General features: G+C 72.1%; 21 protein-coding genes. 12 read left to right on the plus strand and 9 right to left on the minus strand.

Going from position 1 to position 23,151, the window contains the following annotated elements:
* Positions 1-35: 35 nt before the first annotated feature.
* The 7 genes from ACIBO1_RS14265 (at position 36) to ACIBO1_RS14295 (ending at position 7,747) form a co-directional block, all read left to right on the plus strand.
* Entirely contained in the window at positions 36-2,858 is a 2,823-nt protein-coding gene (locus ACIBO1_RS14265) for a Na+/H+ antiporter subunit A (protein ID WP_396745706.1), read from the plus strand.
* The gene (locus ACIBO1_RS14270; RefSeq protein WP_396745709.1) at positions 2,855-3,316 is read left to right on the plus strand and encodes a Na(+)/H(+) antiporter subunit C; all 462 of its coding nucleotides are present in this window, start codon (positions 2,855-2,857) and stop codon (positions 3,314-3,316) included. Before ACIBO1_RS14265 ends, ACIBO1_RS14270 begins: the two co-directional genes overlap by 4 nt.
* A complete protein-coding gene (locus tag ACIBO1_RS14275; RefSeq protein WP_396745713.1) occupies positions 3,313-4,887 on the plus strand; it encodes a Na+/H+ antiporter subunit D in 1,575 nt (524 codons plus the stop codon). The genes ACIBO1_RS14270 and ACIBO1_RS14275 overlap by 4 nt, the downstream gene beginning before the upstream one ends.
* Positions 4,884-5,513: a Na+/H+ antiporter subunit E gene (locus ACIBO1_RS14280; protein WP_396745716.1), complete on the plus strand. Its 630-nt coding sequence runs from the start codon at positions 4,884-4,886 to the stop codon at positions 5,511-5,513. Before ACIBO1_RS14275 ends, ACIBO1_RS14280 begins: the two co-directional genes overlap by 4 nt.
* Positions 5,510-5,773 carry a monovalent cation/H+ antiporter complex subunit F gene (locus ACIBO1_RS14285; protein WP_350694164.1) on the plus strand — a complete coding sequence of 88 codons (264 nt, stop codon included), beginning with the start codon at positions 5,510-5,512 and terminating at the stop codon, positions 5,771-5,773. The genes ACIBO1_RS14280 and ACIBO1_RS14285 overlap by 4 nt, the downstream gene beginning before the upstream one ends.
* Positions 5,770-6,147, plus strand: coding sequence for a monovalent cation/H(+) antiporter subunit G (mnhG, locus tag ACIBO1_RS14290; RefSeq protein ID WP_396745720.1), 378 nt, complete (start codon positions 5,770-5,772; stop codon positions 6,145-6,147). Before ACIBO1_RS14285 ends, mnhG begins: the two co-directional genes overlap by 4 nt.
* A gap of 400 nt (positions 6,148-6,547) precedes the next feature.
* Positions 6,548-7,747, plus strand: a complete 1,200-nt coding sequence (locus ACIBO1_RS14295; RefSeq protein WP_396745723.1) for an RtcB family protein — start codon at positions 6,548-6,550, stop codon at positions 7,745-7,747.
* Positions 7,748-7,864: 117 nt separating this feature from the next.
* Here the strand turns inward: ACIBO1_RS14295 and ACIBO1_RS14300 are convergent, their stop codons facing one another.
* Positions 7,865-8,659, minus strand: coding sequence for an NPP1 family protein (locus ACIBO1_RS14300; RefSeq protein ID WP_396745726.1), 795 nt, complete (start codon positions 8,657-8,659; stop codon positions 7,865-7,867).
* An 810-nt stretch (positions 8,660-9,469) separates the two neighbouring features.
* Positions 9,470-10,096, minus strand: coding sequence for a hypothetical protein (locus ACIBO1_RS14305; RefSeq protein WP_396745729.1), 627 nt, complete (start codon positions 10,094-10,096; stop codon positions 9,470-9,472).
* 349 nt (positions 10,097-10,445) lie between these two features.
* On the opposite strand from ACIBO1_RS14305, the gene ACIBO1_RS14310 reads away from it, so the two are divergent.
* The gene (locus ACIBO1_RS14310; protein ID WP_396745732.1) at positions 10,446-11,480 is read left to right on the plus strand and encodes an ion transporter; all 1,035 of its coding nucleotides are present in this window, start codon (positions 10,446-10,448) and stop codon (positions 11,478-11,480) included.
* 109 nt (positions 11,481-11,589) lie between these two features.
* Here the strand turns inward: ACIBO1_RS14310 and ACIBO1_RS14315 are convergent, their stop codons facing one another.
* Positions 11,590-12,354, minus strand: a complete 765-nt coding sequence (locus ACIBO1_RS14315) for an ABC transporter permease (RefSeq protein WP_396745735.1) — start codon at positions 12,352-12,354, stop codon at positions 11,590-11,592.
* Positions 12,351-13,094 carry an ABC transporter ATP-binding protein gene (locus tag ACIBO1_RS14320; RefSeq protein ID WP_396745738.1) on the minus strand — a complete coding sequence of 248 codons (744 nt, stop codon included), beginning with the start codon at positions 13,092-13,094 and terminating at the stop codon, positions 12,351-12,353. Before ACIBO1_RS14320 ends, ACIBO1_RS14315 begins: the two co-directional genes overlap by 4 nt.
* 110 nt (positions 13,095-13,204) lie before the next feature.
* Between ACIBO1_RS14320 and ACIBO1_RS14325 the strand changes: the two genes are divergently transcribed.
* Together ACIBO1_RS14325 and ACIBO1_RS14330 are read left to right on the plus strand one after the other, a co-directional pair.
* Positions 13,205-14,308 (plus strand): sensor histidine kinase, encoded by a 1,104-nt coding sequence (locus ACIBO1_RS14325; RefSeq protein ID WP_396745741.1) that lies wholly within the window; start codon positions 13,205-13,207, stop codon positions 14,306-14,308.
* Positions 14,305-14,949, plus strand: coding sequence for a response regulator (locus ACIBO1_RS14330; protein WP_396745744.1), 645 nt, complete (start codon positions 14,305-14,307; stop codon positions 14,947-14,949). Before ACIBO1_RS14325 ends, ACIBO1_RS14330 begins: the two co-directional genes overlap by 4 nt.
* A 3-nt stretch (positions 14,950-14,952) precedes the next feature.
* Here the strand turns inward: ACIBO1_RS14330 and ACIBO1_RS14335 are convergent, their stop codons facing one another.
* The 4 genes from ACIBO1_RS14335 to ACIBO1_RS14350 form a co-directional block, all read right to left on the minus strand.
* Positions 14,953-15,867, minus strand: a complete 915-nt coding sequence (locus ACIBO1_RS14335) for a Gmad2 immunoglobulin-like domain-containing protein (RefSeq protein WP_396745748.1) — start codon at positions 15,865-15,867, stop codon at positions 14,953-14,955.
* A complete protein-coding gene (locus tag ACIBO1_RS14340) occupies positions 15,864-17,270 on the minus strand; it encodes an ATP-binding protein (RefSeq protein WP_396745751.1) in 1,407 nt (468 codons plus the stop codon). Before ACIBO1_RS14340 ends, ACIBO1_RS14335 begins: the two co-directional genes overlap by 4 nt.
* 13 nt (positions 17,271-17,283) lie before the next feature.
* Positions 17,284-17,964, minus strand: coding sequence for a response regulator (locus ACIBO1_RS14345; RefSeq protein ID WP_396745754.1), 681 nt, complete (start codon positions 17,962-17,964; stop codon positions 17,284-17,286).
* A gap of 108 nt (positions 17,965-18,072) precedes the next feature.
* A complete protein-coding gene (locus ACIBO1_RS14350) occupies positions 18,073-18,642 on the minus strand; it encodes a hypothetical protein (RefSeq protein WP_396745757.1) in 570 nt (189 codons plus the stop codon).
* Between the two features lie 230 nt (positions 18,643-18,872).
* Between ACIBO1_RS14350 and ACIBO1_RS14355 the strand changes: the two genes are divergently transcribed.
* Positions 18,873-20,057, plus strand: coding sequence for a snapalysin family zinc-dependent metalloprotease (locus tag ACIBO1_RS14355; RefSeq protein WP_396745760.1), 1,185 nt, complete (start codon positions 18,873-18,875; stop codon positions 20,055-20,057).
* Between the two features lie 150 nt (positions 20,058-20,207).
* Positions 20,208-21,236 carry a TRM11 family SAM-dependent methyltransferase gene (locus ACIBO1_RS14360; RefSeq protein WP_396745764.1) on the plus strand — a complete coding sequence of 343 codons (1,029 nt, stop codon included), beginning with the start codon at positions 20,208-20,210 and terminating at the stop codon, positions 21,234-21,236.
* Between the two features lie 51 nt (positions 21,237-21,287).
* Here ACIBO1_RS14360 and ACIBO1_RS14365 read toward each other — a convergent pair whose 3' ends face one another.
* Positions 21,288-23,138, minus strand: a complete 1,851-nt coding sequence (locus tag ACIBO1_RS14365) for a sulfatase-like hydrolase/transferase (protein ID WP_396745767.1) — start codon at positions 23,136-23,138, stop codon at positions 21,288-21,290.
* Positions 23,139-23,151: the final 13 nt, after the last annotated feature.

The raw sequence follows: 23,151 nt of genomic DNA on the forward strand, positions 1-23,151 counted from the left end.
TCGTCACACCGACGAATGATCTCTGGGGAGGGTGTGTGCTGGTACTGGTGGCGGTCCATGCGCTGACAGCCGTGATCGCCCCGGCGCTGGTGCGGACCTGGGGACGGCACGCCCTTTACCTGGTGGCACTGGTGCCTGGCGCGACGCTGGTGTGGGCGTTGACTCACACGAGCGGGGTCCGCTCCGGTGAGCCGGTGGTGGAGACCGTCTCCTGGGTACCGCAGTTGGGGCTGGAACTCGCGCTACGGATGGGCACGCTGTCCTGGCTGATGGTCATCCTGGTCGGTGGGGTGGGCGCGTTGGTGCTGGCGTACAGCGCCCGCTACTTCCGCTCCGACGACCCGAGCCTGGGACGCTTCGCCGCCGTGTTCGTCGCCTTCGCCGGCGCGATGCTCGGCCTGGTCGTCTCCGACGACCTGCTGCTGCTCTACGTGTTCTGGGAGCTGACCACGGTCTTCTCCTACCTGCTGATCGGCTACGACCCCGCCAAGCGGGCCAGTCGACGAGCGGCCATGCAGGCCCTGCTGGTCACGACGCTGGGCGGCCTGGCGATGCTCGCCGGTTTCGTCATGCTCGGTCAGCACGCCGGCACCTATCGGTGGTCCGAGATCGCTGAAAACCTGCCCGGCGGCGGCTACCTCGCGGTGGCGGTGGTGCTGGTCCTGCTGGGCGCACTGAGCAAGTCGGCGATCTTCCCGTTCAGCTTCTGGCTGCCCGGCGCGATGGCGGCACCGACGCCGGTCAGCGCCTACCTGCACGCCGCGGCGATGGTCAAGGCCGGTGTGTTCCTGGTCGCCCTGATGGGCCCGGCGGTCGCCGAGGCCGGACCGTGGCGCCCGGTGCTCCTGGTCGCCGGTCTGCTCACGATGTTCTTCGGCGGCTGGGCCGCGTTGCGCCAGGTCGACCTCAAGCTGCTGCTTGCCTACGGCACGGTCAGCCAGCTCGGCCTGCTGATGGTGATCCTCGGTGGCGGCACCCGGGACACCGCGCTGGCCGGCGTGGCGATGGTGCTGGCCCACGCCCTGTTCAAAGCGACCCTGTTCCTCACCGTCGGCGTCGTCGACACCATCACCGGCACCCGTGACCTGCGCGAACTCAGCGGGCTCCGACGCCGCGCACCCGCCCTGGCGGTGGTCGCCGGTCTCGCGGCCGCGTCGATGGCCGGCCTGCCCCCGATGGCCGGGTTCGTGGCCAAGGAGGCGGCGGTCGAGGCACTGCTGCACGGCGGCACCGCGAACCTGGTCGTCCTCGCCGGGGTGATCCTCGGTTCGGTGCTGACCGTGGCGTACACCCTGCGGTTCATGTGGGGTGCCTTCGCCGACAAGCCCGACACCCCGGACACCGAGTCCACGCCGGTGTCCTGGTCCCTGCTCGCCCCGGCCGCCGTGCTGGCGGTCGCCGGTGTCACCGCCGGCCTGTTCGCCCCGGCGGTGGACCGCCTGCTCGCCCCGTACGCCGACCTCTACCGCTCCGCCGAGCCCGGCTACCACCTGGCGCTCTGGCACGGTCTGACCCCGGCACTGGGCCTGTCGATGCTGGCCATCGCCGCCGGCGCCGGCCTGTTCCACCTGATGCGGCGGGAACGGGTACGCGCGACGCTGCGCCTGCCGTTCGACGGCGCCGGCGTCTACAAGAAGGCCATCAGCGGCATCGACCGCCTGGCGGTCGAGCTGACCGGTGCCACCCAGCGTGGTTCGCTGCCGTTCTACCTCGGCGTCATCCTGGTGGTGCTGGTCATCCTGCCCGGCGGCACCCTGATCGCCGGCAGCCCCTGGCCGCAGCGCTTCCACCTGTGGGACACGCCGTTGCAGGGGGTTGCCGCCGCGGTCGTCGTGATCGCCGCCGTGATGGCCGCCCGCGCGCTGCGCCGACTCACCGCGATGATCCTGGTCGGCGTCGCCGGCTACGGCATCGCGTTGTTGTTCGTCCTGCACGGCGCCCCCGACCTGGCGTTGACCCAGTTCCTGGTGGAGACCGTCACGATCGTGATGTTCGTGCTGGTGCTGCGCCGCCTGCCGGTGAAGTTCTCGGAACGGCCGATCCGGGCCAGCCGCCGGGGACGTGTCGCGCTCGGCATCGCCGTCGGCGCCGTCACCGCCGGCATGGCGTACGTCGCGACCGGCGCCCGTCAGGCCGTCCCCATCTCGGTGGACTTCCCCGACGAGGCGGTCTCCTACGGCGGCGGCAAGAACGTGGTCAACGTGACCCTGGTCGACATCCGGGCCTGGGACACCATGGGCGAGATCGCGGTGCTGGTGGTGGCCGCCACCGGTGTCGCCAGCCTGATCTTCCGTCACGCCCGTGACCTGGACCGGCGTGGTCAGATCCCCGGTGGGGACCCGACCGAGTCGACCCGGCCCCGCTGGCTGACCACGGGTGCCACCGCGCGTTCCCAGTCGGTCATCCTCCAGGTGGTCACCCGACTGCTGTTCCACGCCATGGTGCTGTTCTCCATCTACCTGCTGTTCAGCGGCCACAACGCCCCCGGCGGCGGTTTCGCCGCCGGTCTGGTCGCCGGCCTCGCCCTGGCCGTGCGCTACCTGGCCGGTGGGCGTACCGAGCTCAACGGCGCGGCACCGGTCGACGCCGGTGCGGTCCTCGGCGCCGGACTCTTCGTCGCGGTCGGCACGGGTGTGGCCGCGATGCTGCTCGGCGGGGAGTTCCTGCAGACCGCACTGCTCGACTTCCACCTGCCGGTGCTGGGGCACATCCACTTCGTCACCTCGGCCTTCTTCGACGTCGGTGTCTTCCTGATCGTCGTCGGGCTGGTGCTGGACATCCTGCGCAGCCTGGGTGCCGAGATGGACCGCCAACACGAGACCGAGGACGCCGAGATCCGCGAGAAGGAGCTGGTGTGACACCCAACCTCACCTACGTCATCGTGGTGGGCGTTCTCGTCGCCGCGGGCGTGACGTTGCTGCTGGAGCGCAGCCTGACCCGGGTGCTGATGGGCGTCATCCTGCTCGGCAACGGCGCCAACATGCTGCTGCTCACCGGCGGGCGCGCCGGCACGCCGCCGATCGTCGGGGACGGCCCGCAGGAGGAGATGAGCGATCCGTTGCCGCAGGCGATGATCCTCACCGCCATCGTCATCACCCTGGGCATGACCGCCTTCCTGCTCGCCCTGGCCTACCGGAGTTGGCACCTCAACGGGCACGACGAGGTGCAGGACGACGTCGAGGACCGCCGGATCATGGATCTCGCGGAACGCGACGAGGTCCCGGACGACGACGTCGACGGCGATGACGACGATGACGCGAACACCGAGACGGAGCGGTCCCGGACCGCCTCGGTCGACGCGGGGAGGGCCGGATGACCTACCTCGTTCCGCTGCCGGTGGTGATGCCGCTGCTCGGCGCGGCAATCACGCTGCTGCTGCTAGGCCGTCCGCGTGCCCAGCGGTGGGTCAGCCTCACCGTGCTCACCGCCACCGTCGCGGTCGCCGCGATGCTGCTGGTCCGCTCCAGCATCGACGGTCCGCTCGTGGTGGAGGTCGGCGGCTGGGTCGCCCCGATGGGCATCGTGCTGGTCGCCGACCAACTCGCCGCGCTGATGCTGGTGGTCTCCGCCTCGGTCACCCTCTGCGTGCTGGTCTACAGCATCGGGCAGGGTATGGCCGACGGTAACGAGGAGACGCCGCTGTCGGTCTACCACCCGACCTATCTGGTGCTGACCGCCGGTGTGTGCAACGCGTTCCTCTCCGGCGACCTGTTCAACCTCTACGTCGGCTTCGAGATCCTGCTGGTCGCCAGCTACGTGCTGCTGACCCTGGGCAGCACCGAGACCCGGATCCGGGCCGGCACCACGTACGTCGTGGTCAGCCTGCTCTCCTCGGTGATCTTCCTGGTCGCCATCGGCCTGGTGTACTCCTCGACCGGTACGCTCAACCTGGCCCAGCTCGTGGACCGGCTGGACGCGCTGCCCGACGACATGCGCCTGCTGTTGCAGGGCATGTTGCTGCTCGCCTTCGGCATCAAGGCCGCGGTGTTCCCGCTGTCGGCCTGGTTGCCGGACAGTTATCCGACCGCCCCGGCCCCGGTCACCGCGGTCTTCGCCGGCCTGCTGACCAAGGTCGGTGTGTACGCGATCATCCGGACCGAGACGCTGCTGTTCCCCGGTGGCCGTACGGCCACCCTGCTCCTGGTGGTAGCGGTGTTGACCATGCTGGTCGGCATCCTCGGTGCGGTGGCGCAGTCCGACATCAAGCGGTTGTTGTCGTTCACCCTGATCAGCCACATCGGGTACATGCTGTTCGGCGTGGGGCTCACCTCGTCGCTCGGCCTCTCCGCGGCGATCTTCTACGTGGTGCACCACATCACCATCCAGACGACCCTGTTCCTCGCCGCCGGCCTTGTCGAACGCCGCGGCGGCAGCACCGCCATGGACCGCCTCGGCGGCCTGGCACGACTGTCGCCGGTGTTGGCCATCCTCTTCTTCGTGCCCGCGTTGAATCTCGCCGGCATCCCACCGTTCTCCGGGTTCCTCGGCAAGGTCGGCCTGGTGCAGGCGGGTATCGCCGACGGCGGTGTGCTGGCCTGGATCCTGGTCGCCGGCGGCCTGGTGACCAGCCTGCTCACCCTCTACGCGGTGGCCCGGGTCTGGAACCTCGCGTTCTGGCGGGCACCGCACCCGGACATGCCGGACTCCGGTGACGCCGACCGGGCCTCCCGCACCGAGGGAGCGGTCCAGCCGCAGGTGAACACCACCGGCCAGAGCGGCGCCGTGCTGCCCGGTCTGATGATCGCGCCGACCGTCGCCCTGGTGGCGCTCGGGTTGGCGTTGACCGTGGTGGCCGGTCCGCTCTTCGACCTCAGCACCGACGCCGCCGACGACCTGCTGCGGCGGACACCCTACGTCGAGGCCGTCTTCCCAGGGGGTACGCCGTGAGCCCCGACCAGATGACCCCTGCCCCGCCGACCGACTCGCCGAACCCACCACTGTCCCGGGCGGCGCGACGCCGTAACCGCATCGTCGCGGTGACCGTGCTGGTCGTCGTCTGGGTGCTCCTCTGGGGCACCTTCTCCTGGGCCAACATCATCAGCGGGCTGGTGGTGGCCCTGATCCTCATCGCGGTCTTCCCGCTGCCGCCGGTGACCTTCGCCGGTCGGCTCCACCCGCTGGGGATGCTGCGGTTCTGGGCACGTTTCCTCTACGACCTGCTGGTCGCCTCCGTCCAGATCGCCTGGCTGGCGTTCCGCCCCGGGCACGTCCCGCGTAGCGCCATCATCGCGGTGCAGCTCCGGGTGAACACGGACCTCAACCTCACCCTCACCGCCGAGGCGCTGTCGCTGGTGCCGGGGAGCCTGATCCTGGAGGCCGACCGGAACACCGGCACGCTGTTCGTCCACGTCATCAACGTGAACAGCATCGACGAGGTGGAACAGTTCCGGCGCGAGGTGCTGGCGCTCGAAGCCCGCATCATCGAGGCCATCGGCTCCGCCGACGAGTTGCGCCGCGTCCGCGAGAACCCCGATCCGACCCCACCGGCCGACCTGGAAGGGGCCGCGACATGACCGTCGTCGCCGTGACCGTCACCGTGCTGCTCGCGGTGGCGGGCGGACTCACCCTGATCCGCATCATCCGGGGCCCGTCGATCCTCGACCGGGCCGTGGCCACCGACGTCCTGCTGGCCATCATCGTCACCGCGATCGCGGCCGAGGCCGCCTACAGCCGGGACGCCACCGCACTGCCGGTGCTGGTGGTCCTCGCCGTGCTCGGCTTCGTCGGGTCGGTCAGCGTCGCCCGATTCGCCGCGCGGAGAAACACCAAATGAGCCTGGACGCCTTCTTCGACATCCTCGCCGCCGTCTGCCTGATCAGCGGCGCGCTGCTCAGCCTCGCCGCCGGGGTGGCGCTGGTGCGCTTCCCGGACCTGCTCACCCGGATGCACGCCGCCGCCAAGCCGCAGGTCCTCGGGCTGCTGCTGGTGCTCGTCGGCTGCGCACTGCGGCTGCGTACCGGGGTGGACATCACCACCCTGGTGCTGGTCGGCGTCTTCCAACTGGCGACCGCGCCGGTGGCGGCGCACATGGTCGGCCGGGCCGCGTACCCGCACGACGAGATCCGTGCCGACCTGCTGATCACCGACGAACTCGCCGCCCACCTGGACCGGGTCGGCGACGATCAGGGCGAGGGCGCGCGCGTCTGAGCGTCGCTCAATATCGTTTGCGGCCCACCGGCGGGCGTCTCTACTCTTCTCGGCATCAGGTCACATCGGACCGGAGCCGAGAGGAGTACGCCGTGTCGACGCACGTCAGACCGCAGGACGGTTGGCCGACCCGGAGTGAATCCCGCCGGCCCGGGAAATCGGCGGCGCTGAACGGCGCCCGCCTCCGTCCGCCTCGCCGATCGGCGTGCCGCCGCTAGCGCGCCCGCTCGTTCGTCGAGGCCGTCCACCCGTCGCGGGTCCGGGCGGCCTCGTCCTGTCCACCTACTTTCCGCTCGTCGCACCGGTGCCGGACGGCACCGGTCGCGCACCCCTGCCCGCCGTCGGCGCAGGCAGGCCCGTGCCCGGACGAGGAGGCCCACACACACTTCGGGGGTACGCCATGGGATTCAGTCTGCTCGCGGGAACGCGGGCGCCGGTACGGGTCTGGACCGACCCGTACGCCATCGAGCCGCAGGCCGCGCGTCAGCTCCGCAACATCGGGGCGCTGCCGTGGGTGCAGGGCGTCGCGGTGATGCCGGACGTGCACTTCGGCAAGGGCGCCACGGTCGGGTCGGTCATCGCCATGCGGCAGGCCGTGTCGCCGGCCGCGGTCGGCGTCGACATCGGCTGCGGCATGTCGGCGGTCCGCACTTCGCTGACCGCCGCGGACCTGCCCGACGATCTGGCCGGGCTGCGCCGGGCCATCGAGGACGCCGTACCGGTCGGCTTCGCCAAGCACGACGAGCCGGTGGATCCGCGTCGGGTCCGGGGCCTGGAACAGCGCGGCTGGGACGACTTCTGGCGGGGCTTCGCCGACCTGGACCGGCGGGTGCAGCAGTTGGAGTCACGGGCTCGGCGGCAGTTGGGCACGCTCGGCGGCGGCAACCACTTCATCGAGGTCTGCCTGGAGCAGGGCGGGACGGAGCCAGGTCGGGTCTGGCTGATGCTGCACTCCGGCTCCCGCAACATCGGCAAGGAACTGGCCGAACGGCACATCGCGGTGGCCCGCCGGCTGCCGCACAACGCCGACCTGCCCGACCGGGACCTGGCGGTGTTCCTCTCCGGCACGCCGGAGATGGACGCCTACCGCCGGGACCTGTGGTGGGCGCAGGAGTACGCACGGCGCAACCGGGCCGTGATGCTCGCCGTGCTGATGAACCTGATGTGGGACCGGTTCCCGCAGGTCGGCTACGACGAGCCGATCAGCTGCCACCACAACTACGTGGCCGAGGAGCACTACGAGGGGGTGGACGTGTTGGTGACGCGGAAGGGCGCGATCCGGGCGGGACTGGGCGAGCTGGGCATCATCCCCGGCTCGATGGGCACCGGTTCGTACATCGTGCGGGGCGGAGGGAACGACTGGGGATACTGCTCCGCCTCGCACGGCGCGGGACGGCGGATGTCCCGGGCACAGGCGAAGCGGACGTTCAGCACGGCCGACCTGGCGGCACAGACGGCGGGGGTGGAGTGCCGTAAGGACGCCGGGGTGGTCGACGAGATCCCCGGCGCGTACAAGGACATCACCGAGGTGATGGCACAGCAGAAGGACCTGGTCGAGGTGGTCGCCCACCTCAAGCAGGTGGTCTGCGTCAAGGGATGAAGACGCCGGCCGGCGTCCGCGGGGGGCGGACGCCGGCCGAGGTCGACCCGTACCGTCGATAATCCAGATTCGCGACGTCCGCGACTGGTGGTGTCGCTGGGCGACCGGTGAGCCGGGTCAGGCGTACGGGTCGAACGGGATGCCGGCCGGCTTGGCGACGCCGAGCAGGTACTCGAACGCACCGTCCTTGATCTTGATGCTGGCCGCGCCGAAGTCGGCTGCCATCAGACTGTTCCGCAGGTCCAGACTGGGCCAGCCGTTCCAGTCCACCACCGGCGGGTAGTGCCAGGTGCCGTAGTGGTTCTCCGGCGGCTCGTCGTTGGCGTTGGCGAGCCGGAAGAAGTGCGTCGACGCGCCGTCCTTGTGATAGACCACCTTCGGATGCGTGCCGTCGAAGCGCACCTGGGCGCGCGGGTAGGTGCGCCGACTGCTGTGCTGCGTGGTGGTCACGTACTCGACCCGGTCGGTCGCCTGGTCGACCCAGGAGATCACGTGCTCCCAGTCGTGCCGGTGACCGCCGAGACCACTGCCGTGCACCGCCTGGTCCTTCTCGAAGTAGCTGGCGTAGACGATCGCGCACCAGCCGTTGTTGCACGTCGACCGCGCGTACGTCTGCGACATGTCCAGGTCGGACCGGTCCCGGCAGCTGCCGTTGATCGCCCCGGTGGTCCGCAACCCACCGTTGATCCGCCCGTCCGGGCTGATCGCCGAGACCGCGTAACAGCCGTCGGTGTCGTAGTCGTAGGCGGGGGAGAAGGAGGACTCGTACCCGCCCGCGTTGTGTGGCAGGTTGGGCAGCGAGTTGGCGTACGCGGGCGCGGCGGGCACGAGGACCGCGAGCGCGGCCAGTCCGGCCAGCACCCGCGTCAGCGTGCGACGCCGCCGCAGGGGCGGGTGTGCGTGCGGTGTCATGTCTCGCCTCTCCGGACGACGGCTCCGGGCTGCCGGCATCTCCATCGACGTGTGGCCATGTATCTCACGGTCGACGGCACGAGTCAACGGAGACGCGAGGAATCCTCGCCGACTGTCCGGGTGCTGTCCGGCGGCGGCCGTCCCGTCGGCTCGGGGCCGTGGTGCGCGGTCAAGCGCTCCGAGCGGCACCCCGGAAGGGTTGGCCTGCTCGCCCGCCTGCTCGCCTGCCGCCTGCCTGCCCGTCTGCTCGCCGGGCCGAGCGTGCTCGGGCCGCAGGGAGACTGCACGCTCCACTGCGGTCACCGCCCGCGTCGTAGGAGTGGGAATTGCGCGACGGTCCTGCGTGGCGGCGTTGGGGTGCTGCTGCCCGGCGTCGTACTCGCCGGTTCGGGCGTGGTGCGGCTGCGTCACTCGTGAGGTGGGGGGGGGGGGGGGGGGGGGGGGGGGGGCGCCACACACCCCCCCCCCCCCCCCAGCCCCGCCGCGACCGCCTCCGCGCCACCGGAGACCGGGGGGGCCCCCCCCCCCCCCCCCCCCCGCGGGGGGGGGCGGCGCGCCCCCCCCCCCCCCCCCCCCCCCCCCCCCCCCCCCCACCTCACACCCGATTGGACGTCCGCGCTTGCGGCACGTCCGGGTTTGCGGCACGTCCGCGCCGATCGAGTGCGCGATCGGTCCAGCCGTGCGGCGTTCGGCGATCCCGGGCGGAGACGTCGCGCCGCATACCCGGCTGTTCCCCGGCGGGACCAGGTCGACGTGGTGGCGGTCGACACCGTGGCCGCGTCGCCCAGCGACGCCGAGGACGGTCGGGGACTAGAGGATCAGGCCGGCATGGCGGCCGGTACGTCGGCGGACGTGTCCGCGTACACCGGCGAGCAGGGCGATCGCGGTCCAGCCGAGGGTGCCGAGGAGGAGGCCGGTCACCTTGCCGGCGGAGTCGACCCGGTCGGCGTCCCGCAGGGCGATCCGTCCGTCCGGGTCGGTCAGCACGGTGAGCGTGTCGCCGACCCGGTAGCCGGGGGCGCTGCCCTGGTAGACGAGCGGTTCGTCGAGCGGGCCGGTCGTGCCGTGCAGGGTGAAGGTGTGCCGCTTGCCGTTGACCTCGGCGTTCACGATTGTCACCTGCTGGCGGAGGCCGCGCTGCTCGAGGGCCAGGTCGGGGGCGAGCTGCACCGAGCCGACGAGGACGAACAGCGCCGGCAGCAGGGAGAGCAGAGCCAGCCAGGTCGCCCGGTGCAGGAGATGTACGCCGGTCGCGAAGGCCAGACAGAGAAGTATCCCGGTGACGATCGGGATCGCCCGGGTGCTCGCGGTGGCGTACCCGATGCCGGTGTTCAGCACGACGGCGAGGAGACCGAACAGGACCAGTAGTGCGGTGCGGCGGACCGACCGGCCGACGGTCCAGGCGCCCGCGAACTCGGTGGCGGCAGAGGTAGACACGACGAAGATCGTAAGGGCGACTGTCCAGACCGCCCGCCGTATGGCCGCGCCCGCCGTATGGCCGCGCCCGCCGTATGGCCGCGCCCGCCGTATGGCCGCGCCCGCGAGGCCGAGCACCGCCGCGTGGGCGAGCACCGCCGCGTGGGCGTGCCCGCCGTGTGGCCGGGAGTGCGGCCGCGAGGCCGAGCACCGCCGTGTGTCGGCCGGAACCGTACGGGCCGCCCGCGGGGTCGTCACCGGCGGCGCGCCGGGGTGACCAGGCATCCGTCCTATGTGGGCGGTCCGGGTGCCCGGCCTGTCCCGGGATGTCATAGGCTGCCGTCCGGTCGTGAGCCGGTCGAGGAGTAGCATGACGCGTACTGTCCGTGGTCCGTTGCAGCGGCTCGCCGTACGCTGCGGGGCCGTCGTCGGCGCGCCCTGGTTCAACCTGGCCAGCTTCGCCGTGGTCATCGTCAACGCGGTGGCGTTGGGCCTGGAGACGTACGGGAACGTGGTGGCCTCCGTGGGCGCGGCGCTGCGTGCCGTCGAGTACGTCTGCATCGCGTTGTTCGTGCTGGAACTGCTGATGCGCTTCGGCGCGCACGCCACCGCCCCGACCGGTTTCTTCCGGGACCGGTGGAACGTGTTCGACCTGCTGATCGTGGCCGCGCCACTGCTGCCCGGGGTGCGGGAGAACGTGACCCTGCTCCGGCTGCTGCGGCTGGCCCGGATCGTGCGCGCGTTCCGGCTCTTCCCGAGCCTGCGGGTGATCCTGGTGGGCATCCGGCGCAGCCTGCCCGGCCTGGCGAGTTTCCTGCTGGTCACCGCACTGCTGCTGTACGGGTACGCGATGCTCGGCTGGATGCTGTTCGGCACCGCCTACCCGGAGGAGTACGGCACGGCAGGGCAGGCCATGCTCACGTTGTTCCTGCTGCTGTCGCTGGACGGCATCACCGACACGCTCCAGGCGGGCCGCGACGTCACCGAGTGGGCAGTGCTCTACTACGTCTCCTACATGGTGGCCGCCTGCTATCTGCTGACGAATCTGCTGGTCGGCCTGGTGCTGACCGCGCTGCAGGAGGCGCACCAGGACGAGCAGGTCGCCGCCCAGCGGGCCGGTCGGCCCACCGGCGGGCACGCCGAGGACGAGCCGTCGGTGCGGGAGCAGTTGGCCCGCGTACAGGCGATCATCACGGACCTGGAGCGGCGGCTGCCGGAACCGGTCCCGGTCGGTCCGCCGACCGCCGCGCGCGCCGAGGTTGCGCCGGAGGCCGGGACGCTCGTCCTGCCGCCGGTCCCACGGCAGGCCCGGGAGGCCGACGCGACCGGGACCGTCTCCGTGCCGCCGGGCACCGTTCGTGACCAGCGGCGGTCCCGGACCAGGAATCGCCGCAAACGGCGCTGACCGCACCGCCGCAAACGGCGCTGACCGCACCGCCCGCGGCACCGGCCGTCCCGGGGCACTCCGTCGCGGCGGCTGCTCCGGGACGGCCGAGGCCATGCGGCTGCTCGGGTCACTCCCAGCGGAACAGCAGGCCCGCCACGGTCGCGCCGAGCACCACCGTCACGCCCAGGCCGACCAGTTGCCCGACCCCGATCGGCGTGCCCTCCCAGGCGGCACCGAGGGCTTCCACCGAGGCGCCGAACGGCAGCAGGCGACCGATGTCGGCGAGCGGCCCCGGCAGCGCGTCGGGTCCGCCGAACATCCCGCCCATGGCGCCGAGGAGGAAGAACGCGACCAGGCCGATGGCGACGGCGGAGTTCGGGGTGGGCGCGATCGCCGCGACGATCATGCCGGCGCTGTACATGGCGGCCATCGCCAGCGCCGTGACGCCGAGCGCCGCGCCGAGGTTGACCGGGGCGTTCGCGCCGAACACGAGAAAGGCGAGCGCGACGGCGGCGGCGATGCCGACGACCGCCTGGAGCAGGCTGACGATCACCTGCGCGGCCAGCACCATGGCCGGCGAGGCGGGGGTCACGCCGAGGCGGCGCAGAATGCCGGAACGCCGGTAGTAGGCCAGGAAGCTCGGCATGTTGATGATGCCGATCAGCGCGATGACCATGGTGAGCACGAGCGGGAGGACGAACAGGTCCAGCGCGGTCAGCCCGCCCGAGACCTCCTGTTCGTTCGCCGAGCCGGCGCTGGTCAGCATGATCAGCAGAGGCAGGCACAGCGGGACGACCAGCCCGGGGGTGTCCCGCACGACCATCTTCGCCTCGCAGCGGATCAACGTCAGCAGCGAGCGCATCCCCGGTCGATGGGCGACGACGGTGGTCATGCGGCCTCCTCCAGGTCGAGTTCCTTGCCGGTGAGCGCGACGAACGCGTCGTCCAGGTTGGCGGCGCCGGTCTGTGCGACCAGCCCGGCGGGAGTGTCGGTGGCGATGACGCGGCCGGCGTCGAGGACGGCGACCCGGTCGCAGAGGCGCTCCACCTCCTCCATGGCGTGGCTGACCAACAGCAGACTCACCCCCTCGGCGCGGAGCTGCTCGATCGTCGCCCACATGCGGCGGCGGGCCTTCGGGTCCAGGCCGGTGGTCAGCTCGTCGAGGATCACCACGCGCGGGCGGCCGGCCAGCGCGAGGGCGATCGAGAGCCGCTGCTGCTGGCCGCCGGAGAGCTTCTCGAACGTCGCCTTCCGGTGCTTGGTCAGGTCGACCATGTCCAGCAACTCGTCGGTCGGGCGAGGGTCGGGATAGAAGCTGCGGTACAGGTCGACCAGTTCGGTGACCCGCAGCGCGCCGTGCAGGTAGGCGTGCTGGAGCTGCACACCGAGCACCTGCCGTACGCGCCGCCGGTCGGCCCGGGGATCGAGTCCGAGTACGCGTACCCGCCCCCGTTCGGGTACGCGTAGCCCGGCGATCATCTCGACCGCCGTCGTCTTCCCGGCTCCGTTGGTGCCGAGGACGCCGACCGCCTCCCCGACGTCGACCCGGAGACCCACATCGACCACCGCTCGGGTCGATCCGTAACTCTTGGCGAGGTTCTCGGCGAGGATCGCCGGTTCGGCGTTGGTCATGCCTCGACGCTATGGACGCCCCGACCTGGCCGCCTGTCCCAGAAGTCACCTCCCGGGGGCATGACTTTCGGCACGGGTACGCCCGACGCGGGCCGACCTAGAGTGGGAGCGTGCGACGCGTCGGGACGGAGGAGTGGTCCGGCATCGCGATGCTCGTGGTCGCGATCGCCGTCGCCGCGCCCGTGCTGTTCGGGGCCGTCGGCACCGAGATCCCCCTGGTCCTGTGGATCGCGCTGTTCGTCCTCTACCTCGTCGCGCTGCTCACCTCGGTCGCCGTCGAGCAGGCCGGCCCGCTGCGGACCGGGTCGTTCGCGGTGGCCGTGCTGGCCTCCTGGGCGGTGCTCCTCGCACTGCCCAACACCGGGCTGCTGCCGGTGCTGCTGGTGCTCACCGCAGCGATCAGTGTGTATCTCGCGCCGATGCGGGTGGGGCTGGTCCTCGTCGCCCTCAACACCGTGGTGATCGCCGTGAGCCTGCCGCCGGTCGCGTTCCGGTCGCCGGAGGCGGTCGTGGTGATCGGCTTCTACCTGCTCATCCAGTTGGCCAGCATGCTCAGTTCCAGCACCCTGCTCCGGGAGCAGCGGATGCGCCGCGAACTGGCCGAGGCGCACGTGGAGTTGCAGGCCGCGAGCGTGCTGCTCTCCGAGTCCGCCCGGACGGCTGAACGCCTGCGGATCTCCCGCGAGCTGCACGACCAGATCGGTCACCAGTTGACCGTCCTGACGCTGGAGTTGGAGACGGCCCGGCACCTCGACGGCGAGGCGTCGCGTACCCACGTGGAACGGGCCAACCGGGTCGCCCGCGAGCTGCTCGGCGACGTCCGCGCCACCGTCGGCCGGCTGCGCACCGAGCCGCCCGACCTGGAGCAGGCGTTGCGGCGGATGGCCCGAGACCTGCCGGGGCTCGACGTGTCGGTGGACGTCTCGCCGACCGTACGGGTGGACGAGGAGAAGAGCGCGGCATTCGTCCGGGCCACCCAGGAGATCGTCACGAACACCATCCGGCACGCCGGGGCGCGGGAGTTGTGGATCTCGGTGAGCGCGGACGCCCGGGGCACCGTGCTGGAGGCCCGCGACGACGGGTGCGGTGCACCGGACCTGGTGCTCGGCAACGGGCTGCGGGGGCTGCGCGAACGCTTCCAGGCGCTCGGCGGCGACCTCGCGGTCGACGGGCGGACCGGGTTCCGGGTGACCGCGCGGGTGCCGGCGGCATGACCCGGGTGGTGGTGGTCGACGACCAGACGCTCATCCGGCAGGGCATCCGGGGGCTGCTGGAGGTCGCCGACATCGACGTGGTCGGCGAGGCCGACGACGGGCGGGCGGCCCTGGCGGTCGTCGCCGAGACCACGCCGGACGTGATCCTGCTCGACCTGCGGATGCCCCGCTTCGACGGCATCTGGACGCTGGAACGACTCCGCGCCGCCGAGGTCGAGATCCCGGTGCTGGTGCTGACCACGTTCGACGACGACGAGCTGGTGTTGGCGGCGCTGCGCGCGGGCGCCCGTGGCTACCTGCTCAAGGACGTGACGCTGGACCAGCTCACCCGGGCCATCCGCACGCTCGCCGACGGCGGGACGCTGATCGCCCCGTCGATCACCGACCGGATGCTGCGGGCGATCCGTTCGGGGCCGTCACCGGCCGGGCCGCACGCGGGACCCGTGCCCGGCCTCACCGAACGCGAGCAGGAGGTGCTGCGGCTCGTCGCGCAGGGCTACAGCAACCGGGAGATCGCCGAGGTGCTGTTCCTGGCGGAGGGGACCGTCAAGAACCATGTGTCCACCATCCTCACCAAGCTCGGTGCGAGGGACCGGACGAACGCGGTGCTGCGCGCCCTGCACGAAGGGCTCCTCGACTGACGGTCACCGGGTCGCGGCCACCGTCACCGGTACGGCGACCAGCTTCGTCCGTGAGCCGTCGGCGGCGGACACCTCGTACGCCTCGACGGTGCCGGGCTGCTCCCGCGCCGAGAAGTAGGACAGGGTGAGCCGGTAGCCGCCCCGGCAGCCGGTGCCGCAGGTGGCGGTGGTGAAGCCGGTGGCGAGTGGGCGACCGGCGGCGTCGAGCAGCCGGACGTTGACCGTCGCCTCGAACACGTCGGCGCTGCCGGAGACGGTGATCGGGCTGCTCACCCGCGCGCCGATGACCGGTTCGGCGATCACCACCGGGGGCAGCAGGTCGGCGTACTCGGCGCGGCCGGCCGGTGCGGCGGTGCCGAAGTCGACGCGCAGGACGGTGACGAACTGGGTGAGCGTGTAGACCACCTGCGCCTCGCGTAGCCGTGCGGTGGCCGGATCGGGCGCGTCGGGCAGGCGTACCGTGGCCGTCCCGGCGGCGATCCGGCTCACCTGTGCCCCGTCGGGAAGCAACGTGACCAGACCTGCGTCGGCCTCCGTCCGGGTAGGTCCGGCGGCCAGTTCGGCCAGTGCCAGGCGGGAGGTGGCCGGGGTGGTGGGCAGGGTACGCCGGGTCGGGGCGAGTCGCCCGTCCCGGACGTACCACAGCTGGAGGGTGAGCGTCGCGGGCCGGGCGGTCGGCGACGGTCCGGCGCGCGGCGGCGCGGATCCGGGGCCGGTGGCGGTCGGCGGCGTGGTCTCCGCCGGTGGGGCCGTGGTGGCCGGCCCGGTGCTCGCCGCGCCGGTGGTCGCCGCCGAGGCGACGGTGGGGGCCGGGCCGAGCGAGCCGGATCGCGACGGCGCGCACCCGGCGGCGCACTCGGCGGTCAGGAGCAGCAGGGCGGCGGTCGCTGCGGCCACGCGGTCCCGACGCGGGCTCACCCGGCACCGCCCTCGGACGACTCCCCGGCCACCTCGCCGTGATCGGGCAGGTCGAGGCGGAAGCGGGTGCCGCTGTCCGGGGCGCTGTGCACGGTGAGTCGGCCGCCGAGCAGCCGGGCGTTCTCCCGGGCGATGGCCAGACCGAGTCCGCTGCCGCCGCCGGAGCGGGCCGGATCGACCTTGTGGAACCGGTCGAACAGTCGGGGCAGGTGCACGGCCGGGATGCCCGGCCCCTCGTCGTCGACGTCGAACAGCACCCGGTCACCGGCGCGTACCACCCGGGCCCGGATCGCTCCGCCGCCGTGCTGCACCGCGTTGGCGACCAGGTTGCCCAGCACCCGTTCCAGGCGGCGCGGGTCGGTGTGGACCCGGACCGGATCCGCGTCGACCTCGACCCGGCCCCGCCAGCCCCGATCCCTGACGATCGCGTGCAACAGGGCCGACGCGTCGACGTCGGTGACGGTGACGACCTCCTGGCCGGCGTCCAGCCGGGAGATCTCCATCAGGTCCTCGACCAGCCGGCGTAGCCGCACCACGTCACCGACCAGCAGCTCACCGGCGCGCCGGGCGTCGCCGGGCAGGTGGTCGAGGTGGTCGCGCAGCAGCGAGGCCGCGGCCACCAGGGCGGTCACCGGGGTACGCAGCTCGTGCGCCACGTCGGCAGTGAACCGCCGCTCCCGTTCCCGGGCCCGGTGCAGGTCGGCGATCCTCGCCTCCAGCGCCTCGGCCATCTCGTTGAACGCCACCGCCCAGGCACTGAACTCGTCGCGCCCCCGCACCGGCAGCCGGGTGGCCAGCAGTCCCTCGGTGATCGCCCGGGCGGCCCGGCCGGCGCGGCCCACCGGCTCCAGGGTGCGCCGCGCCAGCGTGTGACCGACGGCGGCGGCGAGCAGCACCACCGACACCCAGCCCGCCGTCAGGGCGGTGCGGAGTTGGTCCAGGTCGGCGGCGAGACCGGCCTCCCCGGTGACGACGTACAGCTCGGCGGTGGAACCGGGGATCCGACCACCCACCACCAGCAGCTCGTCGCGTCCGGCGGGGCGTTCGTAGCCGAGCTGCCCGGCGGCCACGCTGGCCCGCAGCCGCGTGCCCAGCGGCGGCGCGTACGCCGGGTGCGACGGCCAGGTGTCGCCGTCGACGAGCACCACGTGCCGTCCGCTGCTCTCGAAGCTGGTGAGCAACTCGGCCCGGCGGGGCTCGGTCAACGGCAGGAACTGACCGGCGAGCACCAGACGGTAGCGGGCGTCGGCTGCGGCGGCGTGCAGCGAGGCGTCGTAGCGGGCCTGCCGCAGCAGCAGGTACGACCCACCGGCGAGCACTCCGGCGGAGACCCCGGCGACCAGCACGAACGCGATGGTCAACCGGCGTCTGAGCCGGCCCGGGCGCACGCTGTCGGTGCCCATCGCGGTGGCCCGGTCAGCCGGCGGTGAACTTATAGCCGGCGCCGCGTACGGTCCGGATCAGCCGGGGGTGGGCCGGATCGGGTTCGATCTTGGCGCGGAGCCGCTGCACGGCCACGTCGACCAGACGACTGTCGCCGAGGTAGCGGTGGTCCCAGACCCGGTCGAGCAGCAGCTCACGGGTGAAGACCTGCCCGGGGCGGCGGGCCAGCTCCAGCAGCAGACGGAACTCGGTGATGGTCAACGGCAGGTCGACGCCGTCCCGGCGGGCCACGAACGCGCCCGGATCGATCTCCAGACCGCCCACCCGCAGCGGCCCCGGCTCGGGCGGGGCGACCGCGCGACGCAGCACCGACCGCACCCGGGCCACCAGTTCCGGCAGGTCGAAGGGCTTGCGCAGGTAGTCGTCGGCGCCGCACTCCAGGCCGACCACCACGTCGATGGTGTCCGTACGGGCGGTCAACATGAGGATCGGCACCGCACTGGACCGCCGGACCTCACGGCACACCTCGAGGCCGTCCAACCCCGGCAGCATCACGTCCAGCACGATCAGGTCCACCGGCCCGGCCCGCCAGGCCGCCAGCCCCTGCCGCCCGTCGACGGCGGTCTCCACCCGGAACCCGGCGCGGCGTAGTCCGAGGGCGGCGACCTCCCGGATGGAGGCATCGTCCTCGACCACCAGCACGTGGCCGTCCATGATGCACCCAGCGTAATCCCGCCCCGTCGCTGATGTAAGGAGGGGTCCCCTGCTATCGCCTGGTGCATAGTAGGGGACCCCTCCTTACATCCAGCCCGGCACGGAGGGTCACTCCTGCCACTGATGGGCGACGTCGAGCACGATGCGGGTGTGCGTGCCGGGGCCGGCGAGGACGGTGACGCGGAACGGCAGTCGGGCGCGTACGCCGACGGCGAAGGTGGTGTAGCCCTCGAAGCTGCCGCCGAAGACCACATCCCGCAGCGTGGTGTAGCGCAGCACGGTGGCGACGTGGTCGCCGACCCGGTACGGCACCGTGGCCAGGTGCGCCTCGTCGTACGCGGGCGCCCGCAGCGACACCCGCAGAAGGGCGCCACCCGCCGTGTACGGCGACAGCGCCAGCCCCTCACCCTCGGTGTACGTCTCGCCGTACCCGACCGAGTAGCCGTTGACCGTGCCGTCGAACTCGAACACCACCCGGTCGTGGCACTCGTGCCGGCCGGTGCGTACCTCCACCAGCGGGGCGCTGCTCAGCGTGCCGGCGGTCCGGTCCCCGCTGCCCCAGGTGATCCCGCAGTACGGCGCACCGGTCGCCGCCGTGCCGGGCGTACCGGTCGCGGTGGTGGCGAGCAGCGCGGCGACCGCCACGACCAGTGCGGTCAGGGTCCTTCTGATCCTCATCGTCGTCTCCCATCCGTCCACCCGGCGCCGGTCGGGGCGCGGGCCTGACCTCGTGCGTCCACGGTCGTGACGGTCTGCCACCGCGCTTTCACTGTTACGTAACACCCGGGTAACAGCTGCCGGGCGGTATGACGCTTTCGCGATGACATCGGATGGGAGGTGGCCATTAATATTCACGCACATCGATCGCGGCGTATCGGCGCGCCGCGCAGTCCGCAGGGGAGTACCTGATGATCCGACGACAACTGCTGCGCGCGGCCACCGCCGCGCTCGCGGCGGTGCTGGCGGCGACCGGCGTGCAGGTGGTCACCGCCACCGGCGCCGCCGCGGCCCGGACCGTGTACTACGACGCCAGCCGGGCCGGCGAGTTCCGGACCAACTTCGACCAGGCTGCGCAGATCTGGAACAGCCGGGTCAGCAACGTCCGGCTGGTCCCCGGTACGCCGGCCAACGTCACCATCCTGGTCGACACCGGCTGGCCCCGGGCACAGGTCACCGGGCTGGGCTCCGGCCGGATCTGGATGGGGTGGCAGGCCGTCGACCAGGGCTATAACCGCACCCGCATCGCCACCCACGAGTTCGGCCACATCCTCGGGCTGCCCGACCGGCGTACCGGGCTCTGTTCGGACCTGATGTCCGGCAGCAGCGCACCGGTCTCCTGCACCAACGCCAACCCCAGCGCGGCCGAGGCCAGCCGGGTCAACCAGCTCTTCGCGGGCAGCCTCAGCACGGCCGGCGTGGCGCAGTCGTACACCTGGACCGAGGACGGGGACTTCGGCACGTTCGTGGTCGGCGGTCGGCCGGCCACCGAGAACTACCCGTGGCTGGTCTACACCTCCGGCTGCACCGGCACGCTGATCAAGGCGAACTGGGTGGTCACCGCCAAGCACTGCCCGACCCCGTCGTCGGTGCGGGTGGGCAGCGTCAACCGCAGCAGCGGCGGCGTCGTGGTCGGCGTGAGCCGGGCCGTCAACCACCCCACCATCGACGTGAAGCTGTTCCAGCTCGCCAGCTCGGTCAGCTACGCACCGGCGGTGATCCCGTCCACCTCCGGCGCGGTCGGCACCGCCACCCGCATCATCGGCTGGGGCCAGACCTGCGCACCCCGTGGCTGCGGCTCCGCGCCGGTGACGGCGAACGAGCTGGACACCTCGATCGTGGCCGACAGCCGGTGCAGCGGCATCAACGGCCCGTACGAGATCTGCACCAACAACACCAACGGCAACGCCGGGGCCTGCTACGGCGACTCGGGCGGCCCGCAGGTGCGTCGGGTCAACGGCGTGTGGCAGGTGATCGGCGCGACCAGTCGGGCCGGCAACAGCAGCTCCACCTGCGCCACCGCCCCCTCCATCTACGGTGACCTGCCCTCCATCCGCTCCTGGATCAACACCCAGGTCGGCGGCCTGCCCGTCTGACGAGTTCCGCGATCATGGAGTTGTGGTGCCCGGAAGGCCGCGAGGTGCGGCGTCCGTGGTACCACAACTCCATGATCGCGTAGGGGGACCGGGGGTGGCGTCGGCTGGGCGCCGGGCGTGGGATAGTGCCTGGTTGTGGAGCGTTATGGGGTGTTGATCCTGCCGTCGAGCAACCGGGTGTACTCGGGGGCGGCGGTGGAGCTGACGCGGGCCGAGCTGGAGATCTTCGGCGGCAGCGTGCTCGGTGGACGGATCGGGGCGGTGGAGACGGTCGCCGTGGGCGGCGTCCCGTACGTCACCTTCGAGGTCGCGGGCGGGCTGAGCGAGCGGGACGCCGCGTTGCTGGCCAACCTGTCCAGCGCGTACGCGTTGTTCGGGTTCGTCGGTGACCTGCTGCGGCCGGTGCCGTTGACGCCTCTGGACCGTTTCGACGACGACCTGGTCACCATCCTGAAGTACCCGGGCAAGACCAACGAGCAGTTCACCAAGCTGCTGCTCAACGTCACCCTGCTCGCCTCGACCTGGGCCGACGACCTGCTCACCCGGCGGTTCCGGGTGCTCGACCCGCTCTGCGGCCGGGGCACCACGGTCAACCAGGCGATGATGTACGGCTTCGACGCCGCCGGCCTGGACCGCGACAGCAAGGACTTCGAGGCGTACCAGACGTTCCTCAGCACCTGGCTCAAGCGCAAGCGGGTCAAGCACCGGGTGCTGGAGTCCGGGCCGGTCCGCCGGGAACGCAAGGTGGTCGGCAAACGGCTGCGGGTGGAGGTGGCCGCCTCGAAGGAGGCGCAGAAGGCCGGCGACGTGCAGACCGTGGACGTGGTCAGCGCCGACACCACCCGGGTCGGGGAGTTCTTCCGCCCGGAGAGCGTCGACGTGGTGGTGGCCGACGCCCCGTACGGGGTGCAGCATGGCAGCCGTACCGCCGAGACCGGGCTGGCCCGCGACCCGCTCGCGCTGCTCACCGCCGCCGTGCCCGGCTGGGCGCGGCTGCTGCGCCCCGGCGGCGCTCTCGGCATCTCCTGGAACACCAACGTGGCCCGGCGGGAGGCCGCCGCCGAGCGGCTGGCCGCAGCCGGTCTCGACGTGCTCGACGAGGGCCCCTGGCGGGCGCTGTCCCACCGGGTCGACCAGGCGATCGTCCGCGACGTCCTGGTCGCCCGCAAACCCGGCTGATCCGCGTTCCCGCACCGGCCGCTCGAAGGCCGGTGCGGGAACCCGGTCAGGTCAGCGGCCCTGCGCCTGGGGGCGGGAGTTGCCCGGTCCGAAGGCGGTCAGGAACCGGTCGCGGAAGGTGTCCATCCGCCAGACCGGGGCGTCGGCGTCCGGGGTCATGCCCTCCTGCCACTTCCAGTCCTCGATCTGCGCGAACACCGCCGGGTCCTTGGCCACGATGTGGATCGGCACGTCCGGGCTGGGGTTCTCCCCGGTCACCACCGGCGCCGGCTGGTGGTCGCCGACGATGACCATCACCGTGTCGTCATTGCCGTACCGCTCCAGGTAGGAGATCAGGGTACGCAGCGTGTAGTTGATCGAGTGCCGGTAACCGGTGCGGGCCTGCGCGGCCGGGGTGCCGATGATGCCCCGCTGGAACACCTCGCCGTCGTCGATGTCGTCCCAGTCCACCACCGACGGCACCTTGGTCCAGGGGGAGTGGCTGGAGACCAACGCCAGCTCGGCCATCACCGGACGGTCCCGGGGGGTGGTCATCTCCCGCTGGTGGAACTGGTGGATGGCGAACTGGTCGGGCATCGGGGCGAAGGCGAACTTCGGGCCCTGGTAGTCGAGGTCGGGCCCGCCGTAGAACTTCTCGTACCCGTAGAACGCGCCCTCCGGCCAGGCCTGGTTGACCGCCGGCATCACGCCGACCGTACGCCACTGCGCGCGCTGGAACGCGTCACCCAGGGTGAACCGGTCGGTGGCGAGCAGGTTGCGGTGCCGCTGGTTGTTGTCGATCCAGAGTCCGGAGAGCAGGGTGGCGTGCGCCAGCCAGCTCGCCCCGCCGATGGTCGGCGAGGTGAGGAAGCCGCTGCGGGACGTGTAGCCGGCCGCCGACAGCCGCCCGGCCCCCTCGTCGAGCACCCGTTGGATCGAGGCGAAGTCGGGGTCGGCGACCGCGTCCCGGCCGTAGCTCTCCACGAAGGTGATCAGCACGTCCTTGCCGCGCAACCCGGTCAGCAGCTGGTCGCCGGGCAGGTCGCGGAACGGGTCCACGTTGATCTCTTCGGTGAACGCGGCCCGGTCGTGCAGCCGCGCGTACACCTCGACGGCGTGCTCCTGGACCAGGGTGGTCGCGTTGGAATCGGCGACGTACACGCCCGGCACGATCCGAGCCCCGAAGGCGGCGAGCACCACCCAGACCACGACCAGCGACACGACGGCCCGGGTGCTGCCGGTGCGGTGACGGGCCAGCACCCCCGCCAGCCGGACCGAGGACAGCGCGGTGAGCACGGGGATGCCCAGCAGCAGCAGCCCGACCCCGGCGGCGATCGCGATGGCACCCGGCCGACCGATCGACTCGGCCACGAACGCGAACGCCGGGCCGAGCAGGGACCAGTCCAGCACCAGGTCGAAGGGGCGCCCCAGCGACGAGTAGAAGCCGATGTCACCGACCTTCACCATGGCGACGAGGCCGAGCAGCACACCGGAGACGGCGGCCACCACCCGGCGGGGTCGGCCGGGCAGCGCCAGCAGCAGCGCGGCCAGCAGCAGCGCCTCCAGCGGGATCCGCAGGAACGTGCCCGGCTCCAATTGCCACGGCCGGTTCGGCAGCGTCAGCGTGGCCAGCACCAGCGCGGCGGCCAGCACGGTCACCACCCGGGCCAGCACCGCCCGCCGCCGGCTGGGCGCCGCTGCCGGGCCGTCGACCGTCTCCGCCCCGGCGTCGGCCTCGGGGGCGTCCGCCTTCTCGGGCACGACGGCTGCCGTCCCGGACCCGCTCACCGCCGCGGAGTCGCCGGCCGTCCCGGCGACCTCCGGCGCGGGTGGGGTCGCTGTCGTGTCGTCCGGTCGCTCGGTGGGCTCGGTGGTGCGGGTGCGGTCGGTGCCCGGCGTGGGGGCCGGGTCGGAGATCGACAACTGCTTCTCCCGG

Origin of the sequence: Micromonospora sp. NPDC049903 (assembly GCF_044460945.1) — a bacterium.
GTDB lineage: Bacteria > Actinomycetota > Actinomycetes > Mycobacteriales > Micromonosporaceae > Micromonospora.